Source organism: Streptomyces sp. NBRC 110028 (assembly GCF_001417735.1).
Taxonomy (GTDB): Bacteria; Actinomycetota; Actinomycetes; order Streptomycetales; family Streptomycetaceae; genus Streptomyces.
Genome location: NZ_BBUZ01000024.1, coordinates 176,562 through 199,512 on the forward strand (window position 1 = coordinate 176,562; position 22,951 = coordinate 199,512).

Annotated in this window: 29 protein-coding genes; 18 read left to right on the plus strand and 11 right to left on the minus strand. The window is 71.5% G+C overall.

The window, feature by feature from the left end:
* Positions 1-123 precede the first annotated feature (123 nt).
* Positions 124-474 (minus strand): helix-turn-helix domain-containing protein, encoded by a 351-nt coding sequence (locus ASC60_RS10050; protein ID WP_055549104.1) that lies wholly within the window; start codon positions 472-474, stop codon positions 124-126.
* Between the two features lie 135 nt (positions 475-609).
* Here ASC60_RS10050 and ASC60_RS10055 point away from each other — a divergent pair, with 135 nt between their 5' ends.
* Together ASC60_RS10055 and ASC60_RS10060 are read left to right on the plus strand one after the other, a co-directional pair.
* Positions 610-1,122: an STAS domain-containing protein gene (locus tag ASC60_RS10055; RefSeq protein WP_079038300.1), complete on the plus strand. Its 513-nt coding sequence runs from the start codon at positions 610-612 to the stop codon at positions 1,120-1,122.
* Entirely contained in the window at positions 1,119-1,712 is a 594-nt protein-coding gene (locus ASC60_RS10060) for a hypothetical protein (RefSeq protein ID WP_055549107.1), read from the plus strand. Before ASC60_RS10055 ends, ASC60_RS10060 begins: the two co-directional genes overlap by 4 nt.
* Here the strand turns inward: ASC60_RS10060 and ASC60_RS41580 are convergent.
* Together ASC60_RS41580 and ASC60_RS10065 are read right to left on the minus strand one after the other, a co-directional pair.
* Entirely contained in the window at positions 1,670-1,834 is a 165-nt protein-coding gene (locus ASC60_RS41580; RefSeq protein ID WP_159043232.1) for a hypothetical protein, read from the minus strand. The genes ASC60_RS10060 and ASC60_RS41580 overlap by 43 nt on opposite strands.
* A 76-nt stretch (positions 1,835-1,910) precedes the next feature.
* Positions 1,911-2,813, minus strand: a complete 903-nt coding sequence (locus ASC60_RS10065) for an alcohol dehydrogenase catalytic domain-containing protein (protein ID WP_055549109.1) — start codon at positions 2,811-2,813, stop codon at positions 1,911-1,913.
* Between the two features lie 98 nt (positions 2,814-2,911).
* Here ASC60_RS10065 and ASC60_RS10070 point away from each other — a divergent pair, with 98 nt between their 5' ends.
* The gene (locus ASC60_RS10070) at positions 2,912-3,403 is read left to right on the plus strand and encodes a MarR family winged helix-turn-helix transcriptional regulator (RefSeq protein WP_055549111.1); all 492 of its coding nucleotides are present in this window, start codon (positions 2,912-2,914) and stop codon (positions 3,401-3,403) included.
* A 47-nt stretch (positions 3,404-3,450) separates the two neighbouring features.
* Here the strand turns inward: ASC60_RS10070 and ASC60_RS10075 are convergent, their stop codons facing one another.
* Positions 3,451-4,551, minus strand: a complete 1,101-nt coding sequence (locus ASC60_RS10075) for a methyltransferase domain-containing protein (protein ID WP_370592903.1) — start codon at positions 4,549-4,551, stop codon at positions 3,451-3,453.
* A 291-nt stretch (positions 4,552-4,842) separates the two neighbouring features.
* Positions 4,843-5,256, minus strand: coding sequence for an ATP-binding protein (locus ASC60_RS10080; protein WP_063787104.1), 414 nt, complete (start codon positions 5,254-5,256; stop codon positions 4,843-4,845).
* Between the two features lie 120 nt (positions 5,257-5,376).
* On the opposite strand from ASC60_RS10080, the gene ASC60_RS10085 reads away from it, so the two are divergent.
* Together ASC60_RS10085 and ASC60_RS10090 are read left to right on the plus strand one after the other, a co-directional pair.
* Positions 5,377-6,198: a helix-turn-helix transcriptional regulator gene (locus tag ASC60_RS10085; RefSeq protein WP_055549115.1), complete on the plus strand. Its 822-nt coding sequence runs from the start codon at positions 5,377-5,379 to the stop codon at positions 6,196-6,198.
* Positions 6,195-6,452, plus strand: a complete 258-nt coding sequence (locus tag ASC60_RS10090; protein ID WP_055549118.1) for a DUF397 domain-containing protein — start codon at positions 6,195-6,197, stop codon at positions 6,450-6,452. The genes ASC60_RS10085 and ASC60_RS10090 overlap by 4 nt, the downstream gene beginning before the upstream one ends.
* An 11-nt stretch (positions 6,453-6,463) precedes the next feature.
* Here ASC60_RS10090 and ASC60_RS10095 read toward each other — a convergent pair whose 3' ends face one another.
* Positions 6,464-7,678 (minus strand): cytochrome P450, encoded by a 1,215-nt coding sequence (locus ASC60_RS10095; RefSeq protein ID WP_055549120.1) that lies wholly within the window; start codon positions 7,676-7,678, stop codon positions 6,464-6,466.
* Between the two features lie 109 nt (positions 7,679-7,787).
* Positions 7,788-8,246: a hypothetical protein gene (locus tag ASC60_RS10100; RefSeq protein WP_055549121.1), complete on the minus strand. Its 459-nt coding sequence runs from the start codon at positions 8,244-8,246 to the stop codon at positions 7,788-7,790.
* A gap of 141 nt (positions 8,247-8,387) precedes the next feature.
* On the opposite strand from ASC60_RS10100, the gene ASC60_RS10105 reads away from it, so the two are divergent.
* The 3 genes from ASC60_RS10105 (at position 8,388) to ASC60_RS10115 (ending at position 10,177) form a co-directional block, all read left to right on the plus strand.
* Positions 8,388-8,735 carry a PadR family transcriptional regulator gene (locus ASC60_RS10105; protein WP_055549124.1) on the plus strand — a complete coding sequence of 116 codons (348 nt, stop codon included), beginning with the start codon at positions 8,388-8,390 and terminating at the stop codon, positions 8,733-8,735.
* On the plus strand, positions 8,732-9,730 hold the full coding sequence (locus tag ASC60_RS10110; protein ID WP_055549125.1) for a hypothetical protein: 999 nt from the start codon (positions 8,732-8,734) through the stop codon (positions 9,728-9,730). Before ASC60_RS10105 ends, ASC60_RS10110 begins: the two co-directional genes overlap by 4 nt.
* 96 nt (positions 9,731-9,826) lie before the next feature.
* Positions 9,827-10,177: a VOC family protein gene (locus ASC60_RS10115; RefSeq protein ID WP_055549127.1), complete on the plus strand. Its 351-nt coding sequence runs from the start codon at positions 9,827-9,829 to the stop codon at positions 10,175-10,177.
* 90 nt (positions 10,178-10,267) lie between these two features.
* On the opposite strand, the gene ASC60_RS10120 is transcribed toward ASC60_RS10115, so the two are convergent.
* On the minus strand, positions 10,268-11,401 hold the full coding sequence (locus ASC60_RS10120) for a Fic family protein (RefSeq protein ID WP_055549129.1): 1,134 nt from the start codon (positions 11,399-11,401) through the stop codon (positions 10,268-10,270).
* 151 nt (positions 11,402-11,552) lie between these two features.
* Between ASC60_RS10120 and ASC60_RS10125 the strand changes: the two genes are divergently transcribed.
* Both ASC60_RS10125 and ASC60_RS10130 read left to right on the plus strand, forming a co-directional pair.
* Positions 11,553-12,722: an NAD(P)/FAD-dependent oxidoreductase gene (locus tag ASC60_RS10125; protein WP_055549131.1), complete on the plus strand. Its 1,170-nt coding sequence runs from the start codon at positions 11,553-11,555 to the stop codon at positions 12,720-12,722.
* Positions 12,719-13,468 (plus strand): alpha/beta fold hydrolase, encoded by a 750-nt coding sequence (locus ASC60_RS10130; RefSeq protein WP_055549133.1) that lies wholly within the window; start codon positions 12,719-12,721, stop codon positions 13,466-13,468. The genes ASC60_RS10125 and ASC60_RS10130 overlap by 4 nt, the downstream gene beginning before the upstream one ends.
* Here the strand turns inward: ASC60_RS10130 and ASC60_RS10135 are convergent.
* Both ASC60_RS10135 and ASC60_RS10140 read right to left on the minus strand, forming a co-directional pair.
* A complete protein-coding gene (locus ASC60_RS10135) occupies positions 13,447-14,178 on the minus strand; it encodes an SDR family oxidoreductase (protein WP_055549978.1) in 732 nt (243 codons plus the stop codon). The genes ASC60_RS10130 and ASC60_RS10135 overlap by 22 nt on opposite strands.
* Positions 14,179-14,180: 2 nt before the next feature.
* The gene (locus tag ASC60_RS10140) at positions 14,181-14,612 is read right to left on the minus strand and encodes a cupin domain-containing protein (protein ID WP_055549135.1); all 432 of its coding nucleotides are present in this window, start codon (positions 14,610-14,612) and stop codon (positions 14,181-14,183) included.
* Between the two features lie 78 nt (positions 14,613-14,690).
* On the opposite strand from ASC60_RS10140, the gene ASC60_RS10145 reads away from it, so the two are divergent.
* From ASC60_RS10145 to ASC60_RS10155, 3 genes are all read left to right on the plus strand, one after another.
* Entirely contained in the window at positions 14,691-15,170 is a 480-nt protein-coding gene (locus ASC60_RS10145; RefSeq protein WP_055549137.1) for a GNAT family N-acetyltransferase, read from the plus strand.
* 85 nt (positions 15,171-15,255) lie between these two features.
* A complete protein-coding gene (locus ASC60_RS10150; protein ID WP_055549980.1) occupies positions 15,256-16,038 on the plus strand; it encodes an MBL fold metallo-hydrolase in 783 nt (260 codons plus the stop codon).
* Positions 16,038-16,658: a DedA family protein gene (locus tag ASC60_RS10155; RefSeq protein ID WP_199830914.1), complete on the plus strand. Its 621-nt coding sequence runs from the start codon at positions 16,038-16,040 to the stop codon at positions 16,656-16,658. The genes ASC60_RS10150 and ASC60_RS10155 overlap by 1 nt, the downstream gene beginning before the upstream one ends.
* A 42-nt stretch (positions 16,659-16,700) precedes the next feature.
* On the opposite strand, the gene ASC60_RS10160 is transcribed toward ASC60_RS10155, so the two are convergent.
* Entirely contained in the window at positions 16,701-18,359 is a 1,659-nt protein-coding gene (locus ASC60_RS10160) for an FAD-dependent monooxygenase (RefSeq protein ID WP_055549141.1), read from the minus strand.
* 160 nt (positions 18,360-18,519) lie between these two features.
* Between ASC60_RS10160 and ASC60_RS10165 the strand changes: the two genes are divergently transcribed.
* The 5 genes from ASC60_RS10165 (at position 18,520) to ASC60_RS10185 (ending at position 22,950) form a co-directional block, all read left to right on the plus strand.
* Entirely contained in the window at positions 18,520-19,692 is a 1,173-nt protein-coding gene (locus ASC60_RS10165; protein ID WP_055549143.1) for a SchA/CurD-like domain-containing protein, read from the plus strand.
* Between the two features lie 63 nt (positions 19,693-19,755).
* Positions 19,756-20,163, plus strand: coding sequence for a cupin domain-containing protein (locus ASC60_RS10170; RefSeq protein WP_055549144.1), 408 nt, complete (start codon positions 19,756-19,758; stop codon positions 20,161-20,163).
* Positions 20,160-21,422 (plus strand): beta-ketoacyl synthase, encoded by a 1,263-nt coding sequence (locus ASC60_RS10175; protein WP_055549146.1) that lies wholly within the window; start codon positions 20,160-20,162, stop codon positions 21,420-21,422. The genes ASC60_RS10170 and ASC60_RS10175 overlap by 4 nt, the downstream gene beginning before the upstream one ends.
* Positions 21,419-22,693, plus strand: a complete 1,275-nt coding sequence (locus ASC60_RS10180) for a beta-ketoacyl synthase N-terminal-like domain-containing protein (protein ID WP_199830915.1) — start codon at positions 21,419-21,421, stop codon at positions 22,691-22,693. The genes ASC60_RS10175 and ASC60_RS10180 overlap by 4 nt, the downstream gene beginning before the upstream one ends.
* The gene (locus tag ASC60_RS10185) at positions 22,693-22,950 is read left to right on the plus strand and encodes an acyl carrier protein (protein WP_055549148.1); all 258 of its coding nucleotides are present in this window, start codon (positions 22,693-22,695) and stop codon (positions 22,948-22,950) included. The genes ASC60_RS10180 and ASC60_RS10185 overlap by 1 nt, the downstream gene beginning before the upstream one ends.
* Position 22,951: the final 1 nt, after the last annotated feature.

Genomic DNA, 22,951 nt, shown 5'->3' on the forward strand with positions numbered 1-22,951 from the left:
CTGGGCGCGCGGGCCGGGTCCCAGCGTTGCACAGCGCGGATGCGCCCCGGTGGGCAGGAGGTTACGGGGAGCGAGCCGTTCCGCTTACGACATGGTGACGGCCGCGGCCGAACGCGGCCTCGGTCAGGCGGAGGTGTGGGACCGGGCGTGGCCGTCGGGGAGCGTCGTGCGTTCGGCCTCGTCCTGGACGAGCCAGGAGAGCAGCGACGCCACCGTCAGTCCGGCTTCGGCCGGGTGGCGCAGTACCTTGCCCGGGTCGATCTGGTACGTGTTGGTGCGCCCCTCCCGGGTGTGAGAGAGATAACCGTCCCGCTCCAGGTCAGCAATGATCTTCTGAACGGCGCGTTCGGTGAGTCGGCAGTGCACCGCGATGTCACGGATGCGGGCGTTGTGATTGTCCGCGATGGCTGCCAGCACCCGCGCATGGTTGGTCAGGAACGTCCATCCGGTGTGCGGCTCGGGCACTTCGTCCATGGCCCAACTCTAGCGACCGATCACGCACGCAACCAAAAACACGTAACACATTTCATGTATCGGTTGACGTGTGTGGGGCGGGTAGGTGAGTCTGAGAACCGAGGTTGGTGATCGGAAAAGGGGAGGGCCACCGCCATGCCGGAACCGGCACAGCCTGTCGTCGCGAAGTGCGTCGGGCACGCGGAGAGTGACGGCGGGCCGGCGGTGCTCCCGCCCTGCCCGGCGGCAACCGACATCGCGCCGGACGGCGACCGGATGCGCGTGAGTCTGCGGGGGGAACTCGACTTAACCGGCCAGCTGCTCCGGGGCGACCTGCACGAAGCCCTGCGCCGGTCGGCGAGCGGCGTCGATCTGGACCTGACCGCGTTGACCTTCTGCGACTGCTCCGGCCTCAACATCCTTCTCGACCTGCGCCAACGGGCCCTCGGCCAGGGCAAGACCGTCGTCATCCGGGGCAGCGGCCCGGCCGTCGAGCGGCTGCTGGACGTGACCGCCACCTGGGAGCTGTTCATTCCCCCGGGCCCGGACGACGAGGGCACGGCACCCACCGCCCGCCCCGCCGGCATGCCCGGGGACAGCGCTCCCGCCCGCGGTTCCTTCCGCACGGCGCTCCAGTTCGGCTACCGCGCCGTAGAGTCCTGCGCATGACCTCGTTACCGGGGCGGCGCGGACGCGTCGCCGCGACCGCTCTCCTCCTGGGCGCCGCCCTGGCCCTGACCGCCTGCGGCGAGCAGCGCGTCACGACGGCCGACGCGCCCAGCGCTCCCCCGAGTTCCAGCCCCGGCTCCCCCGCCGCCTCCCCCTACGTGGAACCCGGAGCCCACGACGGCGCCCCGCACTACCGCGAGAACAACGCATACCGCCTCCCCGGCGAGATGTCCCCCGCCGACGCCAAGGACGCGCGGAAGGAAGCCGCCCGCATCGAGCCCGTCCTCAAGCGGCTGTGGGGACGGAAGAAGTGGGACCCCAAGAGCGTGCGCGCGGCGATGCTCAAGCTCGGCTACGAGGAGGAGCGGACCGGACCAAAGGGAGAGCGGCTCGGCGGGACGCTCACCGTGCGGGGGATGGAACCGCGCTTCGAGACCGACCACTACGTCACACCCGAGGGCGCCCGGGTCGGCCTGCGCGTCCACCCTGACGCATGCGTCACGGCGTTCGTGCAGAAGACCAACTACCAGGTCAGTACGAACGGGCCCTACGTGGAGACCGGCTGCTTCGAGCCGCCCTCCGGCCACTGAGCCAGCGGCGGGCTGTGCGTTGTGCCGGGATCGCCGCGGCGCGGGTAGGTGGCCTTGGCGTCGGTGATGAATTCCGTGGCGTCACGTGGATCGACGTGGACTCGGCCGGCGATGATGATCACGGTGTTCCTTCAGCAGCGGTGGGACGGCCTGAGCCGTTGGTACGCACGACATCGCGGGGCCGGTTCGCCGCCGCGCTCACGACAGGGTGATGACGACCTTGCCGCTGCCGCTCTGGGCGAGCGTGTGGGCTTCGGCGATGGAGGTCAGCGGCAGAACGTGCTCGACGCGGGGGGAGTACAGCCCCCGGCGGCCGAGGTCGGCGGCCTGCCGCAGGAGGGTGGAGTCGTTGCGGGCATCGATCTTGCGCACTCCCAGCCGTGCCGCTCCCACGGTGTCGATGACCGTGACGACGCGGCTGGGGTTGCCGACGAGGTCCAGGAGATCCGGCAGCGAGGCTGACGGTGCGGCGTGAACGGCCGCGTCGATGCCGGCCGGAGCCAGAGCCGCGACCCGTTCGCCCAGCCCTGGGCCGTACGTGGTCGCCCGGACCCCCAGGTCGGCGAGGTGGGCGTGGTTGGCCTGACGGGCGGTGCCGATCACCGTCGCCCCTGCGGCCAGGGCGAAGGCGGCGACGGCGCCGCCCACCGCGCCGGAGGCTCCCTCGACCAGCAGGGTCCGCCCGTCGAGGTCACCGAGGGCGGTGATGGCGCCCACCGCGGTGGCCGAGGCGAGTCCGGCCGCGGCGGCCTGCTCGGTCGACCAGTTGGAGGGGACGGCGCTCCACGCGCTCAGCACTGCGAACTGAGCGGTGGTGTCGCTGACTCCGCCCAGACCGAAGACGAGGTCACCCACGCGTGTGCCCTCGACACCCGGTCCCACTTCGTCCACGACTCCGACCGCGTCACGACCGGGCACCGCGGGCAACTCGGGGGGGAGGATGTCCTGCAGGTGGCCGGCGCGCAGCAGGAAGTCGATGGGGTTCACGCTCGTGGCCCGGACCTTGACGCGTACCGAGTGCGCCCCGGCGTGGGGTTCGGGGGCGTCCTCGACGACCAAGACGTCGGGGTCGCCGTAACGGTGATAGCGCGCAGCCTGCATGGAGGTCTCCGGGAATCGGTGGACGCGGGCATTTCTTGCCGCGGAAAGTAACCGTACGTGTAAATAGTTTCCGCGGCAAGGAACGGTAGGATGACGCCATGGCAGACCCCCAGCACCTCTCGCCCCAGCAGGACCGCACCTGGTCCCTGCTGGTCGGGGTGATGATGTGGCTACCAGCCGAGCTGGACGCCTACCTTGAACGCGCAGCCGGGATCAGCCACGCGGAGTACCAAGTCCTGCGCTGGCTGTCGGTGAGTGAGGACCGCGAGGTCCATATGAGCCGACTGGCCGCCACGGCCAGCGTCACTCCCTCACACCTGTCGCGCATCGTGTCCAGGCTGGAGAAGCGGCAGTGGATCACCCGCAGCAGCGACCCTGATGACGCCCGCCGGACATTGGCACGGCTGACCGAGACGGGCGCGCGGGTGGTGAGCCGCACCGAGCCGGGATACGCCGAGGAAGTGCGCCGGCACGTCTTCGGGCACCTGGACACCCAGCAGGCCGAGCAGCTCGAAGACCTCGCCGAAGCGATGCTGACTCCACTGCGCCGGGACTGCGTGCAGTTGCTGCCTGCCCGGACCTCCCGCTGACACGTCTCACGTCTCGGTGCGCCGACCTCGCCCTGTGCTGCCGCCGCTTACGCCACGATGGCCGCCGGATCGTCCAGCCACACCCGATGCCCCTCGGGCGTCACGGTGAGCCCGAAGCGACCGTGGCCCGGAGCGCCCTGCCCCGTCCACCACCGATACGCGCCCTCCACCTCGTCCCACAGCCGACGCTCCCCCGCCTGCCAGACGCGCGCCGTGTCCGCGCCGTCGCGGAACACCACGCACGCCCAGGAGCGGTCGCCCAGCCCGTAGAACCACACCGGCCGCGCCCCGTCCTCCTTGCCCGCCACGACCTGGACGCACCGGGGTACGCGAAGGCCCAGCACGAAGGGGAGGGCGCCGTACTGCCCGGTGACGAACTCCGCCTCGGTCACGTCGGTGGTGGAGGCGTCGGCGCCATCGGTCGGGGCGTACGCGCCGTGGCCGGGAAGCGCCAGCCGCTGGGCGCGCGCCTTCATGAACTCCACGGGCCGGGTGAAGCGGCCGGTCGCCGTCCCCCGGTGCACCGTGAGCCGGGCGACGGCGTCGGCGTGGGTGAAGTGCGTGCCCCAGGGCGCGACGATGAGCCCGCCCGGGCGGGTCTGCTGGAGCCACGCCCCGGGGATCTCCCGGACCCCGACGGTGGCCAGGACGCGGTCGTACGGTGCCTGGTCCGCGCACCCCTGGGCCCCGTCCCCCACGACGACGGTCGCGTCCCACCCGGCGGCGCGGAGCCGTGCGCCCGCCTGCCGCGATACGGCGGGGTCCACCTCGACGGTGGTGACCCCGCCGCCGTTGCCGCTGCCGCAGCGGTGCGCCAGGGCCGCGGCCGTCTCCCCCGTGCCGGTGCCGATGTCCAGCACCGTCATGCCGTCCTCGACGGCGAGGTCCTGGAGCAACGCGTAGACGACGGACGGCATGGAGGAACTGCTCGTGGACACCCGCCCGGGTTCGGTGCCGGTGTGCGCCCCGTCGTCCCACTGCGTGACGATCGGAGCGTCGCGGTCGGCGGCGGCGTACCAGGCGTCGGGGTCCTCGGCCCGGTGGACGGCGGTGGCCGTGTGGGTGCGGGTGTCGAACGGCCACATGAGGTCGGGCAGGAACGCGGCCCGGTCCACGGCGTCGAAGGTGGGCGCCCAGTCCGCCGCCATGGCCCGACCCTCCAGCAGGGACCGCCCCAACGCCCGCCGCGCGGGGCGGGATTCCCCTGTCATGCGCTCTTCGGCGGATTCGGCACGCCGGGCCCGCCGTCGGGCGTCGGCGGCTGATGGGGTCCGGGGTACGGCCGGCCGGGCAGCTTGTCGCCGTTTCCGCCCGTGTCATGGGCGGAGCTGTTCCGCGACATCGGCGCTCTCTCCTTCGTCAAGCCGGTTTCCTGGGCAGCAGCATAGGAATCACCGCTGGAGACCGGCACGAGCCACGGATAACGGGCGCATGGGCCCCTAGAGACGGACGCGGGCCCAGACGGTCTTCCCGACGACGCGCTCCCGCACGCCCCACGCCTCGGCGAACGCCTCCACGATCGCCAGCCCGCGCCCGCGCTCGGCGTCCGGCGCCGCGTCGCCGATCACCGGCGGGCCGTCGCCGGGGTCGGACACCTCGACACCGACCAACTTCTCTGCGTCGTATGCGATACGCACCTCGTAGTACCGGCCGGGTACGCGGCCATGCCGTACCGCGTTCGTCGCCAGCTCCGAGAGCACGAGCAGCACGACGTGGGCGGAACCGGACGCCACGCCCCACCCGCGCAGTGCGGCCTCGGCCGCGTGGCGGGCGCGGTGGACGGATGGCGGTACGGGCGTAAACCTCTGCTTCCAGCCATGGCGAGGATTTACGTCGTGACTTTGTGCGTTCATGCCCCCACTGTCGGTGCAGGTCGCTAGCTTCACCAGTAACAGAACGTCGACCGCGGCGGCTGACAACTCTGGTCGAACGGACGTTGATTGGCGTTGAGCCGCGTTGAGGAGGTGGTTGGGATGGCACACCCCAAGAAGAAGGAGTCCGCGCCACCGACCGTGCAGTACTTCGCCGCTGTGCTGCGGATTCTGCGCGAGCACGCGGGGCTGACGCAGGAGGAACTGGGCAAGCTGATGAACTACACGGGCTCGGCCGTGAGCGCGGTGGAGACGTGTGCGAAGCCGCCGACGGACGAGTTCATCGATGCGGCCGAGAAGGCGCTGGACGCGGGCGGGTTGTTGAGGGCGGCCATCGGGTTTCTGCGACTGGAGCGGTACCCGGAGCATTTCCAGGGCTTCGTACAACTGGAGCAGGAGGCGCTCAGCGTGTCGTCGTACTGCACGCAGTTGATCGACGGCCTGTTGCAAACCAAGGAGTACGCCCGCGAAGTTCTAGCGCACGCCTTTCCACCGCTTGAGGAGCAAGAGATCGCCGATCTGACCGACGCTCGAATGGATCGCAAGGCACTTCTTGACCGAAGGCCAGGTGCCGTGGTCAGCGTCATCCTTGAGGAGGCAGCGCTGCGGCGGGAGATCGGCGGGCCAGAGCTCATGCGTGCGCAGTACGCGCATCTCATCGAGTGTGCCGCACGGCCAAACATCGTCATCCAGGTCATGCCGATGAGCCGAGGCGGACACGCGGGTTTGCAAGGGCCCATGAAGCTGATCGAAACGCCGGACGAGACACCCATGGTCTACATGGAAAGCAACGGGAAGAGCATGCTGTTGTCCAAGCCGGACGAGGTAGGTGTCCTGACACGCCGCTATGCCATGATCAGGTCTCAGGCCCTCGGGCCGGACGAATCCGTAAGCTTCATCGAACAGTTGATGGGTGAGCTATGAGCAGACTCGTGTGGTTCAAGAGCAGCTACAGCGACTCCAGCGGCGGCGATTGCGTCGAGGTCGCCCTCGACTGGCACAAGTCGAGCTACAGCGACAACACCGGCGGCCAGTGCGTCGAGGTGGCCCGCACCCCCGCCACCGTCCACGTCCGGGACTCAAAGATCCCCGAGGGCCCGAACCTCCACATACCCGCCGACGCCTGGTCGGCCTTCCTGGCGACCGTCGACGGCGTGGCGCGGGCCCTCAAGGACTGACGGTCAGGCCCTCACCGCACCTCCCAGGTGACCGGCAGCCTCCGCACGCCGCGCGTGGACACGCCCACCTTCCACTCCACGTCCTGCTCGGCGTCGGCGAGCCGCAGCCCCGGCAGCCGTTCCAGCAGCGTCCGCAGGGCGATCCGCAGCTCCATCCGGGCCAGCGGAGCGCCCAGGCAGTGGTGCGGTCCGTGGCCGAAGCCGATGTGGGTCGCCTCGTGGCGGCGCAGATCGAGCTGGTCGGGGCCGGTGTAGACGCTCTCGTCGCGGTTGGCCGAGTTGATGGCGACGACCACCGGCTCACCGGCCCGTACGGTCACCCCGCCCACCTCGACGTCCTCGACCGCGTACCGGGGCTGGAGGCTGCCGGAGCCGAGCGGGGTGAAGCGCAGCAGTTCCTCGACCGCCTGCGGCACCTGGTCGAGGTCGGCGCGGAGGGCGGCGAGGTGTTCGGGCCGGGTGAGCAGGACGTAGAGGAAGTTCGCGATCTGTGTGGCGGTGGTCTCGTGGCCCGCGATGAGGATCGACTCCGCCAGCGAGAGCAGTTCGTCCTCGGACAGCCGGTCGTCGTTGTCGCGCGCCGCGACGAGGGAGCTGAGCAGATCGTCCTGCGGCGCGGTGCGCCGTTCGGCGACGAGACCGGCCATGTAGTCCCGGAGCAGGGCCCGGTAGCCCTTGATCTCCTCCAGCGTGTACTTCGTCGTGGAGAGGAACGCCTCGGACCACAGCCGGAAGTCGCCCCGGTCCTCGAACGGCACGCCCAGCAGCTCACAGATGACCGTGATCGGCAGGGGCAGGGCGAAGTCCTCGACGAGGTCGGCGGGGGCGCCCTCGGCCCGTATCGCGTCGACCAGTTCGTCGGCGATCTGCTGGACACGTGACCGCATGCGGTCGATCTGGCGCACGGTGAACGCCTTGGTCACCAGGCGGCGCAACCGGCTGTGCTCCGGCGGGTCGAACGTACTGATCGTGCCGGGGCCGGGAGCGTACGGCCGTACGCGCGGCGCGTCGCGCCCGACGGCCGCCGCCCGGCTGAAGCGCGGGTCACCCAGGACGAGCCGGGCGTCCTCGTAGCGGGTGGCCAGCCACGCCGGTTCGCCGTACGGGAGCTGAACCCGGGCCAACGGCTCCTCGCGGCGCAACCGCTCGTACAGCGGGGCCAGGTTCAGCTTCTCGGCCGCGAACGGATAGGCCAGGGGCTCGGCGGCGGGCCGGGCGGACGTCATGCATCCTCCGTAAGTTGTTGGGTGGCCGTGTGGGGGGAGGTCGGCCACCTCGGATCGCATTGTCCACGCCCACGATCAGGGAGATCATTAGAGATTCCGCGGGGAGGTCTCACCTCCTGATGCGCGCGCGGCCGCTCTCCAACTCCTCGCGGGCCGCCTCCATGAACGCCTCACGACGCTCGCGCTTGACCGGCGACCGCCCCTGCTCGCTGCGCATGAGCGTGTGCAGCGCGGTGGTGTAGTCGTGCGCGGCCTGGGCGGCCCGCGCGGAACACACCAGCTCGACCGCCTTCTTCGCCAGCCATAAGTCGTGCAGCTTCTCGTCCTCGGGGTCGTCGAGGGTCGGCATGCCGAGCTTTCGGCGGTCGAGGATCAGCTCGACCCGTTGCACCGCCTTCAGATAGCCCGATATGGCCTCCTTGCGCTCCGCCCGCGCCGCGTCAGCGCGCTGCCGCTGGTCGCGCTGCACCTCGACGCGGTTCGCCAACTGCTGCCCTATGAGGGTCCCCGTCGTCCCCAGCAGAACGCCGATCAGGGCGAGAACCGTACCGACCGTGACTCCGTCCACGGCACCTAGCTTTGATCATGATCCGGCGATCCGCCATACCGCCGAGTCCCGCCCGCCTCAGGGGCCGTTGACAATCGCGCCGGCCCCACTACTCTGAAACCGAACTAGTCGTGGATCACGAGTAATCCGACGGGAGGGCAGATGGCACCGACGGACCCCTCGGCCGGATGGCTGCGCGGAACCTTGCAGTTGAGCGTGGCCGCCGTGCTGGCCGAAGGCGACCGGCACGGCTACGCGCTGGTGCAACGGCTCGCGGAACACGGCCTGGGAACGGTGCGCGGCGGAGCGCTGTACCCCGTACTCGGCCGGATGGAAACCGACGGCCTGGTCGAAGCGCGCTGGGAGCCGGGCAATGGCGGACCGGGACGCAAGGTCTACCGGCTCACCGACGCCGGACGCGCCGGGCTGCGTGACGAGATCGCGCACTGGCAGGAGTTCTCCGCCGCGATGGACCGGCTGATGAGCCAAACCCAGCAGGAGTTGAGATGAGCGAAAGCGCGGACACGTGGGAATTCCGGACCCGGCTCGCCCTCGCCGAGCGGTCCGTGGGGGACGACGTGAGCGACAGCCTGCTGGCGGAAGTGGCAGCACATTGCGCGGAGAGCGGCGAAAGCCCGGAGGAAGTTTTCGGGCGCCCGGACGACTTCGCCGAGTCCGTGGCAGCCGAGCGGCTGCCCGCCGACGCAGGGGCCGGTGGGGACCCCGACGCGTGGACGAGGACCGACTACGCCTTCGCCGTGACCGCGCAGTGGGGCTTGATGGCCTTTATGGCCGGGGCGTACGCGCTGGTGACGAGCGGCCTCATGGCCGATGTCACCGCCGCGGCCCTCATCGGCTGCGCCGCTGTCGCCACCGCCGTAGCCGCTTTGTACGGCGCGCGGTTCGCCCTGCACTCCGGGTCCCGCGTGCGCGCGACCGCCTGCGCGGTCGGCGCCCTCGTCGCCATCGTCCTCGCCGCTGTCGCGTTCGTGGAAGGGCCCCACACCGTGATCGCCCCCGTGCCGACCCCCGCCCTCTGCGCGCTGGGCGTCGCGCTCCCCGCGTGGGCGCTGTTCTCCCGCCCGTCGGCCACGGCCGCGCCCGCTCCCGAGCGGCTGTCGTCCGAGGCGTGGCTGCGCAAACTGCCGCAGCTGTTGCGGGGACGCCACGCACTCCCCCGGACCCGCGCCGCCGAACTCACCCGGGAGGCCGGCCGCCACCTCGCGGAAACCGGGAGCGAGCCCGAGGAGGAATTCGGCCCGGTCGCGGCCTACGCCCGCCGGCTCGCCCGAGCAGAAGCGCCCCGGCAGCACTGGTGGCAGCGGAACGATGTGCGGGAAGCGATCAGTACCGCGCTCTTCGGCACGTACCTCCTGAACAACCTGCACCGCCACGGACCGGTATGGCTGTCGGTGGTGGCTGCGGTGGGTACGTATGCCGGCGCGGCGACGCTCATCGGCCACGTGCGCCGGAAGGTCAAGCGCGACCGGCGGGCCGCCACCTGACCCGCCCGCGCCTGATGACGTTGACGGCGCCATGCCCCAGGACCTCTGGAGAGAACCAGAGACACGATTACTCGCGCCTGCCAGGAGGAGTCGCCCATGTCCATCCGCCGGGTCATGCCCGACATCCAGTCCGAGACCATGGAGGAGAGCCGGGATTTCTACGGCCTCCTGGGATTCGAGGAGGTCATGAACCTTGGCTGGGTCATGACGCTCGCCTCGCCCTCCAACCCCACGGCACAAGTCACCTTCATGAGCCACGACGAGACCGCGCCCGTCGTGCCCGACATGAGCGTCGAGGTGGACGATGTGGATGCGGTGTATGCGGTGGTGCGAGAGAGCGGCGCGGAGATCGTGCACCCCTTGCAGGACGAGAAGTGGGGAGTGCGCCGGTTCTTCGTCCGTGACCCCAACGGCCGGGTGGTCAATGTGCTGAGCCATCGCGGGTGACCGGCCCCGGGACTGTCCACCTTCGCGATCCCATCCGGGTCCCGAACCCGCCCGTGGCAGGAATCCCTGGACTTCAGACCGAGGAGCACGTCACACGTACGGTTCCCGCAAGGGACGAGGGCGCAGCACTCCCCGCGTGATGGACTCGGGCATTCCCTCGCCGGCGGTGTAATACCGGCCTTGGGCTTCGCCGTGTGGGACCAGCCACCTCGCGCGTACCAGCTCGCGGATGTCCCGCTGGGCCTGCTGCTCGCTCAGCTCGGCGTCCACCTGGTACGTCGCCCGGCGGACGCGGTTGCCCATCGCGGCCGGATACAGGGCGTACAGCAGGCGCTCGGCCCAGCCCTGCTTCTCGATCGCTTCCTCCAGGGCCGCCCATAGCGTCCGCGTGGTGTCCACCTGGCGTTCCACCGTCTGGGCCTGCTGATGGTGTGCGCGCAGGCAGAAGCGCACCCAGGGTCGGGTGTCCCGGTCCGGCGTCCATACGGGGCCGCCGACCTCGGCCAGCACGTCGTAGTAGCGGTAGGTGTTGCGGGCCCGCCCGAGCCACTCCTCGATGCTGGAGAACTCCGGCGCCACCAGCCCCTCGCGGGCCAGCACCAGGGTCTGCAAGGCGCGGGACATCCTGCCGTTGCCGTCCGGCCAGGGGTGGATGGCCACCAGGTTCAGGTGCGCCATGGCGGCCCGTACCAGCGCCGGGGTTTGGAGGTCCCCCTCGTTCAGCCAGGCCACCAGTTCGTCCGCCAGACCGGGCACCGTTTCCGCGTCCGGGGCCGTGTACGCGGCGATGGTGGGGTCTTCGGGTGAGGTGACGTACACGGGGCCGGAGCGCCACCACCCGGGCCGCTTGAGCAGGTGATGCCCCTGCATCATGAAATGCAGGCTGTTGAGCAGCCCCTTGCCGTAGGTGAAGTCGGGACCGGCGTCGGCCAAGCGCTGGATGTACGTCATGGCCTGGCGGTAGCCGTCGATCTCCGCGGCCACCGCCCCGCTGGCCTCGATCGGGGCCTCTCCGAGGATGATGTCCTCGACGTCGGCGACGCTCGCGGCGTACCCCTCGATGGTGTTCGATCCGGCGATCGCTCGTGCCGTCAGATTGCGGCGGAGCTGGCCTTCCCAACGCCTGGGTGCCCGAAGACGCAGCCGCAGGCGCTCCCGCATCGCGTCGATCTCATCGAGAACGCGCGCATCGTCGTCGTCCAGCTCGGGCACTCCGTACAGCATGAAGCCATGACACCATCCTCCCGTCAAAGGGTCAAGCGATGCGCTCCGCGCTCGTTTGAAGGGCCCTGGCGGGAGGTGCGAACACGTTCGCCCCTCTACTCTTCCCTCGTTCGGCACGACGGGAATCCACCGCTTCGCAGAGGAGCGACGTATGTCCACGGCACCCACCATCGCGATCGTCGGAGCAGGGCTGGGCGGGCTGACGCTGGCGCGCGTCCTGCGCACCCACGGCATCGCCTCGACCGTCTACGAACGGGACGCGTCACCGACCGCCCGCGACCAGGGCGGCACGCTGGACCTGGACGAGGAGTCCGGACAGCGGGCGCTGAGCGCCGCCGGGCTGCTCGAGGAGTTCCGGGAGCTGAGCCGCCCGGAGGGCGGTGAGGTGCGCCTGCTCGGCAAGGACGCCTCGACCGTGCTCCACGCGCCCGCACCGGAGGGCGGCGGCGACCGCCCCGAGATCGACCGCAGCGCGCTGCGGGGGCTGCTGCTGGACTCCCTGCCGAGGGGAACAGTGCGCTGGGGGCGCACGGTACGTGCCGTCGCCGCCCCTCCTGCGGGCCGCCCCACGCTCACCCTGTCCGACGGCGAGAGGGTGGAAGCGGATCTCGTGGTCGGCGCCGACGGGGCCTGGTCGCGGGTCCGTCCGCTGCTGTCCGACGCCCCGCCGGTCTACTCCGGGGTGACGATGTCACACGGCCTGCTGGAGGACGTCGACACCCGGCACCGCGCCCTCGCCGAATTCGTCGGCCACGGCTCGATGTACGCCTTCGGGGACGAACGGGCGGTGGTCGCCCAGCGCAACGGCGGCGGGCGCATCCGCGTCTACTGCTCCGTGAAGGTCCCCGAGGGGTGGTCCGATACGGAAGGCGCCGCCCCCGAGGCCGTCACCAAGCGCGTCCTGGACCATTTCCCCGGCTGGGACGACGCGCTGCGCGCGCTGATCACCGACACCGACCGCCCCCTCGTCCTCCGGCCGGTCCACGCCCTGCCCGTCGGGTACCGCTGGGACCGGGTGCGCGGCCTCACCCTCCTGGGCGACGCCGCGCATCTGATGTCCCCCTACGCGGGCGCGGGCGCCAACCTCGCCATGCTCGACGGGGCCGAACTCGCCGGGGCCATCGCCGCGCACGACGACCTGGAGACGGCGCTGAACGTTTACGAAACGGCCCTCTTCCCGCGCGGCGAGACCGCGGCCGCCCTCGCGGCCGCCAACCTCACCGGCTTCCTCCGCCCCGACGGCCTGCGCATCGCGCGGGACGTCTTCGTCTCCCTCACCTCACACACCCCGAAAGCGGCATCAGGAGACGACACCCGATGACCACCCGCCCCGCCGCCCCTGCGCCGCTCCAGCCTTATCCCGGCCTTCCGCTGCCCCTGACGGACGTGGGCGAGGGACGGCCCGTCCTGCTGCTGCACGGCGGCGCCGGTCCGGCGAGCATGACCGCGGTCGCCGACCACTTCACCCCCACCCACCGGGTGCTGACCCCCACCCACCCGGGCTGGAACGACGCCCCTCGGCCCGACTGGTTCACCGGAGTCGACGGCCTCGTGGAGACCTACCTGGACCTGCTGGACGACCTCCGGCTGCACGACGTCCTGGTCCTCGGCAGCTCCTTCGGCGGCTGGCTCGCCGCCGAGATGGCCGTACGCGACCGCGGCCGCCGCCGCATCGGGCGGCTGGTGCTGATGGGGGCCATCGGACCGGAGGTCCCGGGGCACGCGGTGCGGATGCCGACCCCGGCGCCCGGCGTCCCCGGCCCGTCCCCGGAAGCCATCCGCACCATGCTGGCCTACACCGGCCCGGCCCTGGCAGACCCGAAGCTGCTGCACCGCCTCGCCCGCGTCACGGTGCCCACCCTGGCGATATGGGGCGAGAACGACGCCGTGGTCACCCCCGACTTCGGCCGCGCGTACGCCACCGCCATCCCGGACGCCCGCTTCGAGGTGATCCCCGGCGCGGGCCACCTCCCCTGGCGGGAGGCACCGGACACCGTGCTCTCCACCATCGACGCGTTCGCGTCCGCGGGGGACGGGCCATCGGCTCAGGACAGCCAGTCGGTGTAGTGGGTGGGGGCGAGCCGGGCGTCGCCCTTGGTGGTGAGGGCGTCGCCGGGGACGGCGGCGAACATCCCGGCGGTGTCGTCCAGGATGACCGTGCGGCTGTCGGAGCGCGCGTCCAGGGTGATCCGGCCGAGTTCGTCGAGGGTGAAGACGTCCGGCCCGCCAATCTCACGGGTGCCGTTCAGCGGGGTGCCGACGGCGACTTCGGCGACGGCGTCGGCCACGTCCTGGGCGGCGATCGGCTGGATCGGCGTGGCGGGCAGGCGGACGGTGTCGCCGTCGGTCGTCCAGGACAGGACCGCGTCCATGAACTCCATGAACTGGGTGGCGCGGACGATCGAATACGGAATCGGCCCGGCTTTGAGAAGGTCTTCCTGGAGGACCTTGGCCTGGTAGTAATCGAGGTCGGGCACCAGTTCCGCGCCGACGATCGACAGAATGACGATGTGCCGGACCCCGCCCTTCCGGGCGGCGGCCAGAAGGTTGTCCATCGAGGTCCGGAAGAACGCCGCGGAGGCGTCGTCGAAGGTCGGGGAATTCGTCAGGTTGACGACGACGTCGGCACCGGCCACCGCCTCCTCCAGCCCCTTTCCGGTGACGATGTCGACTCCGGTGGAGGGTGAGCACGGTACGGCCTCGTGGCCCGCCGCACTCAGGTTCTTCACGACCTTTGATCCGATCAGGCCGGTACCGCCGATAACTGCGATCTTCATGGTCATCCTCTCTTCCGCGGAGCGCGTCGGTCCTTGCGCCGGGCCAGTTCCTCGTCGTCCACCAGGGTCAGCATCGGCCGGCCGGGCGCGCACATCATCGTCACGAGGAAGCGGCTCCAGGAATCCGTTCGATTGTTCCCGTCCTGATAGTGGATGACGTCGCCACCCGGCTCCCAGAATGTCTCCCCGGCCCTGATCACGCGCTCCGGCTCACCTTCCAGTTCGAAGAGCATCTCCCCTTCGAGCATGTATCCGAACGCGGGACCGGAGTGCCGGTGCGGAGGGGTGCCCGGGTCGCCCGGGGGGAATTCGACGAGGACGGTCATCACGTCGGCTCCCTCCGGGACGAACGGCGGCTTTGCCGTCTGCAGCGTGGTCAGCGCCGTTTTCCACGCGTCCGACCGTGGTTTCCTGCTCGGCTCGTTGCTCGACATGAGTCATAAGTAAAGACCGGAGCGGCCTTTTGACGGTGACGACCCGCGCGGGCGTTTTCCCGGGGCAGACTTGAGGACATGAACGGACCCAGGGTGCGACTGCGTGCGGTGGACCGGGACGACCTCGCGGTCTTCTTCGACTACCACCGGGACGAGGAGGCCAACCGGATGGCGGCCTTCACCGCCGAGGCCCCGGACGACCGGAAGGCCTTCGACGAACGCTGGGACCGGATCCTCGGCGATGACACCGTGGTCAAGCGGACGGTGCTGTACGACGGGCGGGTGGCGGGGAACGTGCTGGGGTTCGAGCAGTACGGTGATCCGTCCGTCGGCTACTGGATCGGGCGGGAGCACTGGGGGAAGGGGATCGCCACCAGCGCGCTGGCCGCGTTCCTCGAGGAGGTGCCGATGCGCCCGCTGTACGCCCGGATCGCCGCGGACAACGCCGGTTCCCGGCGGGTGCTGGAGAAGTGCGGGTTCCGGGTGGCCCGGGAGGAGCGGGCGTTCGCGGTGGCACGGGGGCGGGAGATCGGCGAGCTGGTGCTGGTCCTTCGGTGAGGGCGGGATACGGGGCCCGGCCCGCCGCACCGGGGTGAGAGGATCAGTGCCGACGGTGTGGTTCGTGCGCGACGGGAGGCACCGCGTGTCGGTGGAGATCACCTGGTGGGGGCATGCCACCGCGACCGTGCGGGATTCCGGTGTGACGGTGCTGACCGACCCCCTCTTCGTGCGGCGGCTGGCCCATCTGCGGCGCCGCCGCGGGCCCGTGCCCACGCCGGACGCGGCGGTGGCGGACATCGCGCTCGTCTCGCATCTGCACGCCGACCATCTGCACCTGGGTTCGCTGGTCCAGCTGTGGCCCGGCACCCGGCTGGTCGTGCCGTACGGCGCCGGGCGGGCCGTCCCGGGACTGCGGCGGGTGGCCGCGGCGGGCGGCCTGCGGGTCACCGAGGTGCGGCCGGGCGACGAGGTGACGGTCGGCGACCTGCGGATCCGGGCCGTGCCCGCCGCCCACGACGGCCGCCGCCTGCCGTTCGGGCCGCACCGGGCGCCCGCGCTCGGGTACGTGCTGCGCGGCGAGGCCACCACGTACTTCGCGGGCGACACCGGGCTGTTCGACGCGATGGCCGACGCGGTCGGCCCGTGCGACGTGGCGCTGCTGCCGGTCGGCGGCTGGGGCCCGTACCTCGGCCACGGCCACCTCGACGCGGGCCGCGCGGCCCGGGCGCTGGCCCGGCTCGGGGCGCGCAGCGCGGTGCCGGTGCACTACGGGACGTACTGGCCGATCGGCATGGACGCGGTGCGGCCGCACGAATTCCACGCGCCGGGGGACGACTTCGTCCGCCACGCGGGGCGGCTGGCCCCCGACGCCTCGGTGCACCGGCTGGGACACGGCGAGTGTGTGCGGCTGGAGCCCGCCAGGTGATGGGCGAGCTGATACGCACCGTGCCACCGGAGTCGACCCAGCAGGCGGTGGGCTATCCATCGCTGTTCCTGCTGGTGGTGCTGGGGTCGCTGGTGCCGGTGGTGCCGACCGGGGCGGTGGTCAGCTCGGCGGCCGTGGTGGCGATCCACCAGTCCTCGCCGTTCTCACTGCTGTTCTCCTTCTGCGTCGCCGCGCTGGCCGCGCTCCTCGGGGACCTCGCGCTGTACTGGCTGGGGCGGCGCGGGGTGCGCTCGAAGAACGGTTCGCGGTGGCTGGAGCGCATCCACGACCACGCGGCGCCGGAGCGGCTGGACCAGGCGCGGACGAAGCTGGGCGAGCACGGGGTGGCGGTGCTGGTGCTGTCCCGGCTGGTCCCGGCGGGCCGGATCCCGGTGATGCTGGCCTGTCTGCTGGCCCGCTGGCCGCTGCGGAGGTTCGCCCGCGGCGCGGCCCCGGCGGCGCTGGCCTGGGCCGGGACGTACCAGCTGATCGGCCTGCTCGGCGGCTCGCTGTTCCGCGAGCCCTGGGAGGGGGTGGTGGCGGCCGTGGCGCTGACGGTGGCGGTCAGCGTGGCGCCGGGGGTGTGGCGGCGCGTGGTGCGGCGCCCCGACGCGGGTTAGGTGCGGGGGCGCGAGGGCTCCGCACCCCCGCACCCCCGCTCCTCAAGCGCCGGAGGGGCTGATGGTGCCGCCCAGCCGCAAAACCTCCCGCAGCACCTCCGTCAGCAGTGCGTACGGATCGGACCCCGCGCGTTCCGCGCGCCAGGCGACGAAGCCGTCGGGGCGGACGAGGACGGCGCCGTCGGGGGCGGTGCCGTGGAGTTCGGCCCAGTCGGTGCCCGGCTCGGGGGCCAGTTCGTGCTCCGGTTCGGTGCCGACGCGGTAGCAGTCGAGGGGGACGCCGAGGGCGTCGGCGGCGCCGCGGCCCGCCTCGTGCCAGGCGGCGCCGCCCGGGCCGGTGAGCAGCACGCAGGTGCGCTCGTACAGGTCGAGGGTGGAGAGCCGGACCCCGCAGCGGTGGACCCACATGTGGGGGGCGCGGCTGCCGGGTTCGGCGGTGACCTCGAAGCGGTCGGGTACGGCGGGGGCGGCGGGGTTGGCGCCGAGGACCGCGCCGGTCACGTAGCGGTAGCCCATGGCGACGGCCATGACGTTGCTCTGCGGGCCGGCGGTGGGCGGGGCGGAGTAGCCGGGGTGGCTGTGCTCGGCCGAGCGTGAGGCGGCCCGGGCGCTGGTGGCCTGGGCCACGGGCTGCCGTTCGGCGCCGTAGGTCTCCAGCAGGCCGGGACCGGCCCAGCCGCCGAGGACGGCGGCGAGCTTCCAGGCGAGGTTGTGGGCGTCCTGGATGCCGGTGTTGGAGCCGAAGGCGCCGGTGGGGGACATCTCGTGGGCGGAGTCCCCGGCGAGGAAGACGCGGCCGGAGCCGTAGGCGTCGGCCACCCGCTCGGCCGCGTGCCAGGGCGCCTTTCCGGTGATCTCGACCTCCAGGTCCGGCATGCCGACGGCGGTGCGGATGTGCCGGGCGCAGCGTTCGTCGGTGAACTCTTCCAGGGTTTCGCCGCGCTCGGGGTGCCAGGGGGCGTGGAAGACCCACTGCTCCTGGTTGTCGACGGGCAGGAGCGCGCCGTCGGCCTCGGGGTTGGTGAGGTAGCAGGCGATGAAGCGGCGGTCGCCGACCACGTCCGCGAGCCGCTTGGCGCGGAAGGTGATGGACACGTTGTGGAACAGTTCGCCGCGGCCGCTCTGGCCGATGCCGAGCGCCTCGCGCACCGGGCTGCGGGGGCCGTCGGCGGCGATGAGGTAGTCGGCGCGGACGGTGGAGCGGGTCTCGGTGCGGCGGTCCAGGACGACGGCGGTGACCCCGTCGGCGTCCTGTTCGAAGGAGAGCAGTTCGGTGCCGAAGCGGAGGTCCCCGCCGAGGTCCTGGGCGGCCTGTCGCAGGACCGGTTCGAGGTCGTTCTGGCTGCACAGGCACCAGGCGGAGGGGCTGATCCGGGCGGCCTTGCCGCCGGGGTCGATGTCGCGGAAGAGCCAGTTGTGCTCGGTGCCGGTGAGCGACGGGGTCTGCATGATGCCGTGGTTGTCGGCCAGGACGGCCGCCGCCTCGCGGATCGCGGACTCCACTCCGGCGGTGCGGTACAGCTCCATCGTGCGGATGTTGTTCCCCCGGCCGCGGGGGTGGTGGGAGGTCCGCGGGTGCTTCTCGACGAGCAGGTGGCCGACCTCCAGACGGCCCAGGAACAGGGAGGCGGACAGGCCCACCAGGGAGCCGCCCGCGATGAGGACGGGCACGCGTGTCGCAGTGTCGGCAAGACGGTTCATCTTGCTGCTATGCCCGGTGTTTCCGGGCCCGTTCGGGGCTCTGACCAGGCGTTCCCTCAGATGGCTCACAAATCTCGCGCCATACGTGGGCGCGCCCCACGATCGGTCTGACGGGCGGCGTGCCCAAGGAAGGACGCCGCCTCATGAGGAGGAGTGGAACATGAGCACCCTGCCCCGGACTCCACAGCCCACCACGACACCGTCCACGACCACGCGGGCCTCGCAGTCCTCACTGACCGATTCGCGGCTGCGCGTGGTGCTGCTGCTGGATGTGCGCAGCGGTGCCGAGGAGCGCTTTCTGCGCGCGTACGACGAGCTGTGCCAGCAGGTGGCCTCGGTTCCGGGGCATCTCAGCGACCAGTTGTGCCAGTCGATCGAGGATCCTTCCAAGTGGCTGATCACCAGCGAATGGGAGAGTGCCCCGCCCTTCCTGGCCTGGGTGGACAGCGCGGCGCACCGGGAGATGGTCAAGCCCCTCCACGGTTGTGTGGAGGACACCCGGTCGCTGCGGTTCAGCATCCTGCGGGAGACCTCGTCACACGCCGGGGTGGAGGCGGGGACCCGGGGAAAAGGCCGGCTGCAGACGGTCCCGCGGATCGGTGACGGGATCGTCCGGCATGCTCTGACGTTCACCGTGAAGCCCGGCACCGAGAAGGACGTGGCGGCCATCCTGGCCGACTATGCCTCTCCCGAGGCGCGGGTGGACGACACCACGCGGCTGTGCCGGACCTCGCTGTTCATGAGCGGCAACCGGGTGGTCCGGGCGGTGGAGGTGAAGGGCGACCTGGTGGCGGCGCTGCGCCATGTGGCGCGGCAGCCGGAGGTGCGCGCGGTCGAGGAGGCCATCAACCCGTATCTGGAGGAGGCCCGCGATCTGGACGACCCGGATTCGGCGCGGGAGTTCTTCATGCGCGCGGCGCTGCCCGCGGTGCACCACCAGGCGGCGACGAACGGACACGCGTCGGAGCCCGCGGGCGCGTTGCGGCGTCACGCGCTGCTGTATCCGGTCAAGGAGGGCTGCGGCACGGCCGTCGCGCAGCTGCTGGCCCGCCAGGACGAGCTGGCGTTGGCCGGTGGCGCCGGGACTCCCCTGGTGAGCAGCACGATCTTCCAGCACGAGGACATCGTCGTCCGGCTGGTGGACCTGCGGGCGCGACTGGACCGGGACCCGGCCCTCGCGGCCGGTGTCGGCGGCAAGCGTGCCGCGGCCATGATGGGCCGTCTCATCGATCACGGCGCGGACCGGGACCTGTTCCACGAGGACGGGTTGCGGCGCTTCCTCGCGGACTGCGACATGGAGCCGGTCACCGACCGCCGGTCGGCGGACCACTGACATCCACGCTCCCTCTCAGCCCCTTATATCCCATGTCACGTCCCCTGTCCGGAGGCACCCATCATGACCACGCAGTCCCCTCGCATCGTCGACCTCGCCGACGTCGCTCCCAACACGCGGCGCGGCGGCGATCTGCGCGCCATGCTCACCCCGAGCACGGTGGGCGCCACCAGCGGCTTCATGGGCCTGGCCCTCATCCAGCCGGGTGACCGCATCGGTGAGCACTACCACCCGTACTCCGAGGAGTTCGTGTTCGTCGTCCGCGGCGACCTGGAGGTGGACCTGGACGGGACCGCGCACCGGCTGCGCCCCGACCAGGGCCTGCTGATCCCCCGCGACATGCGGCACCGCTTCCGCAACGTCGGCGACACCGAGGCCCGGATGGTCTTCCATCTGGGCCCGCTGGCTCCCCGTCCCGAGCTGGGGCATGTGGACACGGAGGCCACCGAACCTGCCGAGGCGTCATCGTGACGCGACGGGTGGCGATCACCGGGCTCGGCGTGGTCGCACCGGGGGGCGTGGGTGTTCCGGCCTTCTGGGACATGCTCACCGCCGGGCGTACGGCGACGCGCGGTATCACGCTCTTCGATCCGGCGGGCTTCCGTTCGCGGATCGCCGCCGAATGCGACTTCGACCCGGTGGCGGCCGGGCTGACCGTGGAGCAGGTCGAACGCTCCGACCGCTACGTCCAGTTCGCGCTGGCGGCCTCCAGGGAGGCCGCACGGGACGCGGGGCTGGAGACCGGCGCGGGCGACCAGTGGCGTACGGGGGTGTCGCTGGGCACCGCGGTCGGCGGCACCACCCGGCTGGAGCGCGACTACGTCGAGGTCAGCAACAAGGGCGAGTCGTGGAACGTGGACCACCGGCGGGCCGGGCCGCATCTGCACCGGGCGTTCTCGCCCAGCGCGCTGGCCTCCGGGGTGGCGGAGCTGATCGGGGCGCAGGGGCCGGTGCAGACCGTCTCGACGGGCTGCACCTCGGGTCTGGACGCGATCGGGTACGGCTTCCAGGCGATCGAGGAGAACCGGGCCGACGTGTGCGTGGCGGGCGCGGCGGATTCGCCGATCTCCCCCATCACGGTGGCCTGCTTCGACGCGATCAAGGCGACGTCGGCCAACAACGACGACCCCGAGCACGCGTCGCGGCCGTTCGACGCGCGCCGGGACGGCTTCGTGCTGGGCGAGGGCGCCGCGGTGCTGATCCTGGAGGAGCTGGAGCACGCCCGCGCCCGCGGCGCCCGGATCTACTGCGAGATCAGGGGCTTCGCCACCTACGGCAACGCGTACCACATGACCGGGCTGACCCGGGAGGGTCTGGAGATGTCCGAGGCCATCGACCACGCGCTCGGCCACGCCCGGGTCAACAGCTCCGACATCGACTACGTCAACGCGCACGGCTCCGGCACCCAGCAGAACGACCGCCATGAGACGGCCGCGGTCAAGCGCTCGCTGGGCGATCACGCGTACCGGACGCCGATGAGTTCGATCAAATCCATGGTGGGGCATTCGCTGGGCGCCATCGGGGCCATCGAGATCGTGGCCTGCACCCTGGCGCTCGCGCACGGCGTGGTGCCGCCCACCGCCAACTACGAGAATCCCGACCCCGAGTGCGATCTGGACTACGTACCGCGCACCGCCCGGTCCCTGCCGCTGCGCCACGTGCTGTCGGTGGGCAGCGGGTTCGGCGGCTTCCAGTCCGCGGTGGTGCTCAGTCATGGGGGTGCGTCATGAACGCGACCGTGAAGAAGGACAAGAAGGCCGCGACCGGGCGGCACATCCGGGGCGCGGCGATCACCGGAATGGGGATCGTGGCGCCGGGTGGCGTGGGGACGGACGCCTTCTGGAAGGGCGTACGGGAGGGGATCACCTCCCTGGACCGGCTCACCCGCGAGGGCTGCGAGGACTTCCCGCTGCGGGTGGCGGGCCAGGTCCGTGACTTCGAGCCGGGATCGCTGATCGAGGAGCGGTATCTCGTCCAGACCGACCGCTTCACCCACTTCGCGATGGCCGCGGCCGAGCTGGCGCTGGACGACGCGAGGCTGCCGCGCCGGGACATGTCGCCGTTCGCGGTGGGCGTGGTGACCGCGTCCGGCTCGGGCGGCGGCGAGTTCGGCCAGCGCGAGCTGCAGCAGCTGTGGGGCAGGGGGCCGCGCTATGTGGGCCCGTACCAGTCCATCGCCTGGTTCTACGCGGCCAGCACCGGCCAGATCTCCATCCGCGGCGGGTTCAAGGGCCCGTGCGGGGTGGTGGCCAACGACGAGGCGGGCGGCCTGGACGCGCTCGCGCACGCCTGCCGGTCGATCCGGCACGGGGCGGACGCGATCGTGGTGGGCGCCGCCGAGGCGCCGCTCGCCCCGTATTCGGTGGTCTGCCAGCTGGGGTACGAGGAGATGAGCCTGGCCCGGGACGCGGGCCGGGCCTATCTGCCGTTCACCGCCGACGCCTGCGGCTTCGCGCCGGGCGAGGGCGGGGCGATGCTCATCGTCGAGGAGGAGGGCGCGGCGCTGCGCCGCGGGGCGCGTGTGCGCGGCCGGATCCTGGGCCACGGCGCGACCTTCACCGGCCCGTCGATGTGGGAGCGGTCCCGGGAGGGGCTCGCGCAGGCCATCCGCGCCGCGCTGGCCGAGGCCGGCTGCGTCCCGGAGGAGATCGACGTGGTGTTCGCGGACGCCCTCGCCACCCCGGAGGCGGACCGCGCCGAGGCCCTGGCGATCACCGACGCGCTCGGCGCGCACGGCCGCCGGGTGCCGGTGACCGCCCCGAAGACCGGCTTCGGCCGGGCGTACTGCGCGGCCCCGGTCCTGGACGTGGCGGCCGCGGTGCTCGCCATGGAACACCGCGTCGTGCCGCCCACCCCGTACGTCACCGACGTATGCCATGACCTCGACCTCGTCACCGGCAGTTCCCGCGCCGGGCGGCCGCGGACCGCGCTGGTGCTGAGCCGGGGGCTCATGGGTTGCAACGCGGCGCTCGTGCTCCGCGGCCCGGAAGGAGATATCTGATGTCCAGTCAACTGTCCTACGCAGACCTGGCCTCGCTCATGAAGCGCTGTGCCGGACTGACCGTCGACCCGGAGCTGATGCGCACCCGGCCGGACTCCCCGTTCGAGGAGTACGGCCTGGACTCACTCGGGCTGCTCGCGATCGTCGGCGAGCTGGAGAACCAGTACGGCACCCCGATCGAGCCCGGCGCCGAGAGCTCCAAGACGCCCGGTGACTTCCTCGATGTCATCAACACCTCACTCACCACGGGAGCATGAG

Coding starts and splice junctions, on each gene's coding strand:
- ASC60_RS10090 (WP_055549118.1), top strand. CDS start 6,195: ATGAGCAGACTCGTGTGGTTCAAGAGCAGCTACAGCGACTCCAGCGGC.
- ASC60_RS10095 (WP_055549120.1), bottom strand. CDS start 7,678: ATGACGTCCGCCCGGCCCGCCGCCGAGCCCCTGGCCTATCCGTTCGCG.
- ASC60_RS10125 (WP_055549131.1), top strand. CDS start 11,553: ATGTCCACGGCACCCACCATCGCGATCGTCGGAGCAGGGCTGGGCGGG.
- ASC60_RS10110 (WP_055549125.1), top strand. CDS start 8,732: ATGAGCGAAAGCGCGGACACGTGGGAATTCCGGACCCGGCTCGCCCTC.
- ASC60_RS10055 (WP_079038300.1), top strand. CDS start 610: ATGCCGGAACCGGCACAGCCTGTCGTCGCGAAGTGCGTCGGGCACGCG.
- ASC60_RS10180 (WP_199830915.1), top strand. CDS start 21,419: ATGAACGCGACCGTGAAGAAGGACAAGAAGGCCGCGACCGGGCGGCAC.
- ASC60_RS10075 (WP_370592903.1), bottom strand. CDS start 4,551: ATGGCGGCGGACTGGGCGCCCACCTTCGACGCCGTGGACCGGGCCGCG.
- ASC60_RS10160 (WP_055549141.1), bottom strand. CDS start 18,359: ATGAACCGTCTTGCCGACACTGCGACACGCGTGCCCGTCCTCATCGCG.
- ASC60_RS10105 (WP_055549124.1), top strand. CDS start 8,388: ATGGCACCGACGGACCCCTCGGCCGGATGGCTGCGCGGAACCTTGCAG.
- ASC60_RS10085 (WP_055549115.1), top strand. CDS start 5,377: ATGGCACACCCCAAGAAGAAGGAGTCCGCGCCACCGACCGTGCAGTAC.
- ASC60_RS10070 (WP_055549111.1), top strand. CDS start 2,912: ATGGCAGACCCCCAGCACCTCTCGCCCCAGCAGGACCGCACCTGGTCC.
- ASC60_RS10165 (WP_055549143.1), top strand. CDS start 18,520: ATGAGCACCCTGCCCCGGACTCCACAGCCCACCACGACACCGTCCACG.
- ASC60_RS10120 (WP_055549129.1), bottom strand. CDS start 11,401: ATGCTGTACGGAGTGCCCGAGCTGGACGACGACGATGCGCGCGTTCTC.
- ASC60_RS10065 (WP_055549109.1), bottom strand. CDS start 2,813: ATGCAGGCTGCGCGCTATCACCGTTACGGCGACCCCGACGTCTTGGTC.
- ASC60_RS10185 (WP_055549148.1), top strand. CDS start 22,693: ATGTCCAGTCAACTGTCCTACGCAGACCTGGCCTCGCTCATGAAGCGC.
- ASC60_RS10155 (WP_199830914.1), top strand. CDS start 16,038: ATGGGCGAGCTGATACGCACCGTGCCACCGGAGTCGACCCAGCAGGCG.
- ASC60_RS10060 (WP_055549107.1), top strand. CDS start 1,119: ATGACCTCGTTACCGGGGCGGCGCGGACGCGTCGCCGCGACCGCTCTC.
- ASC60_RS10130 (WP_055549133.1), top strand. CDS start 12,719: ATGACCACCCGCCCCGCCGCCCCTGCGCCGCTCCAGCCTTATCCCGGC.
- ASC60_RS10080 (WP_063787104.1), bottom strand. CDS start 5,256: ATGAACGCACAAAGTCACGACGTAAATCCTCGCCATGGCTGGAAGCAG.
- ASC60_RS10170 (WP_055549144.1), top strand. CDS start 19,756: ATGACCACGCAGTCCCCTCGCATCGTCGACCTCGCCGACGTCGCTCCC.
- ASC60_RS10050 (WP_055549104.1), bottom strand. CDS start 474: ATGGACGAAGTGCCCGAGCCGCACACCGGATGGACGTTCCTGACCAAC.
- ASC60_RS10115 (WP_055549127.1), top strand. CDS start 9,827: ATGTCCATCCGCCGGGTCATGCCCGACATCCAGTCCGAGACCATGGAG.
- ASC60_RS10140 (WP_055549135.1), bottom strand. CDS start 14,612: ATGTCGAGCAACGAGCCGAGCAGGAAACCACGGTCGGACGCGTGGAAA.
- ASC60_RS10145 (WP_055549137.1), top strand. CDS start 14,691: ATGAACGGACCCAGGGTGCGACTGCGTGCGGTGGACCGGGACGACCTC.
- ASC60_RS10135 (WP_055549978.1), bottom strand. CDS start 14,178: ATGAAGATCGCAGTTATCGGCGGTACCGGCCTGATCGGATCAAAGGTC.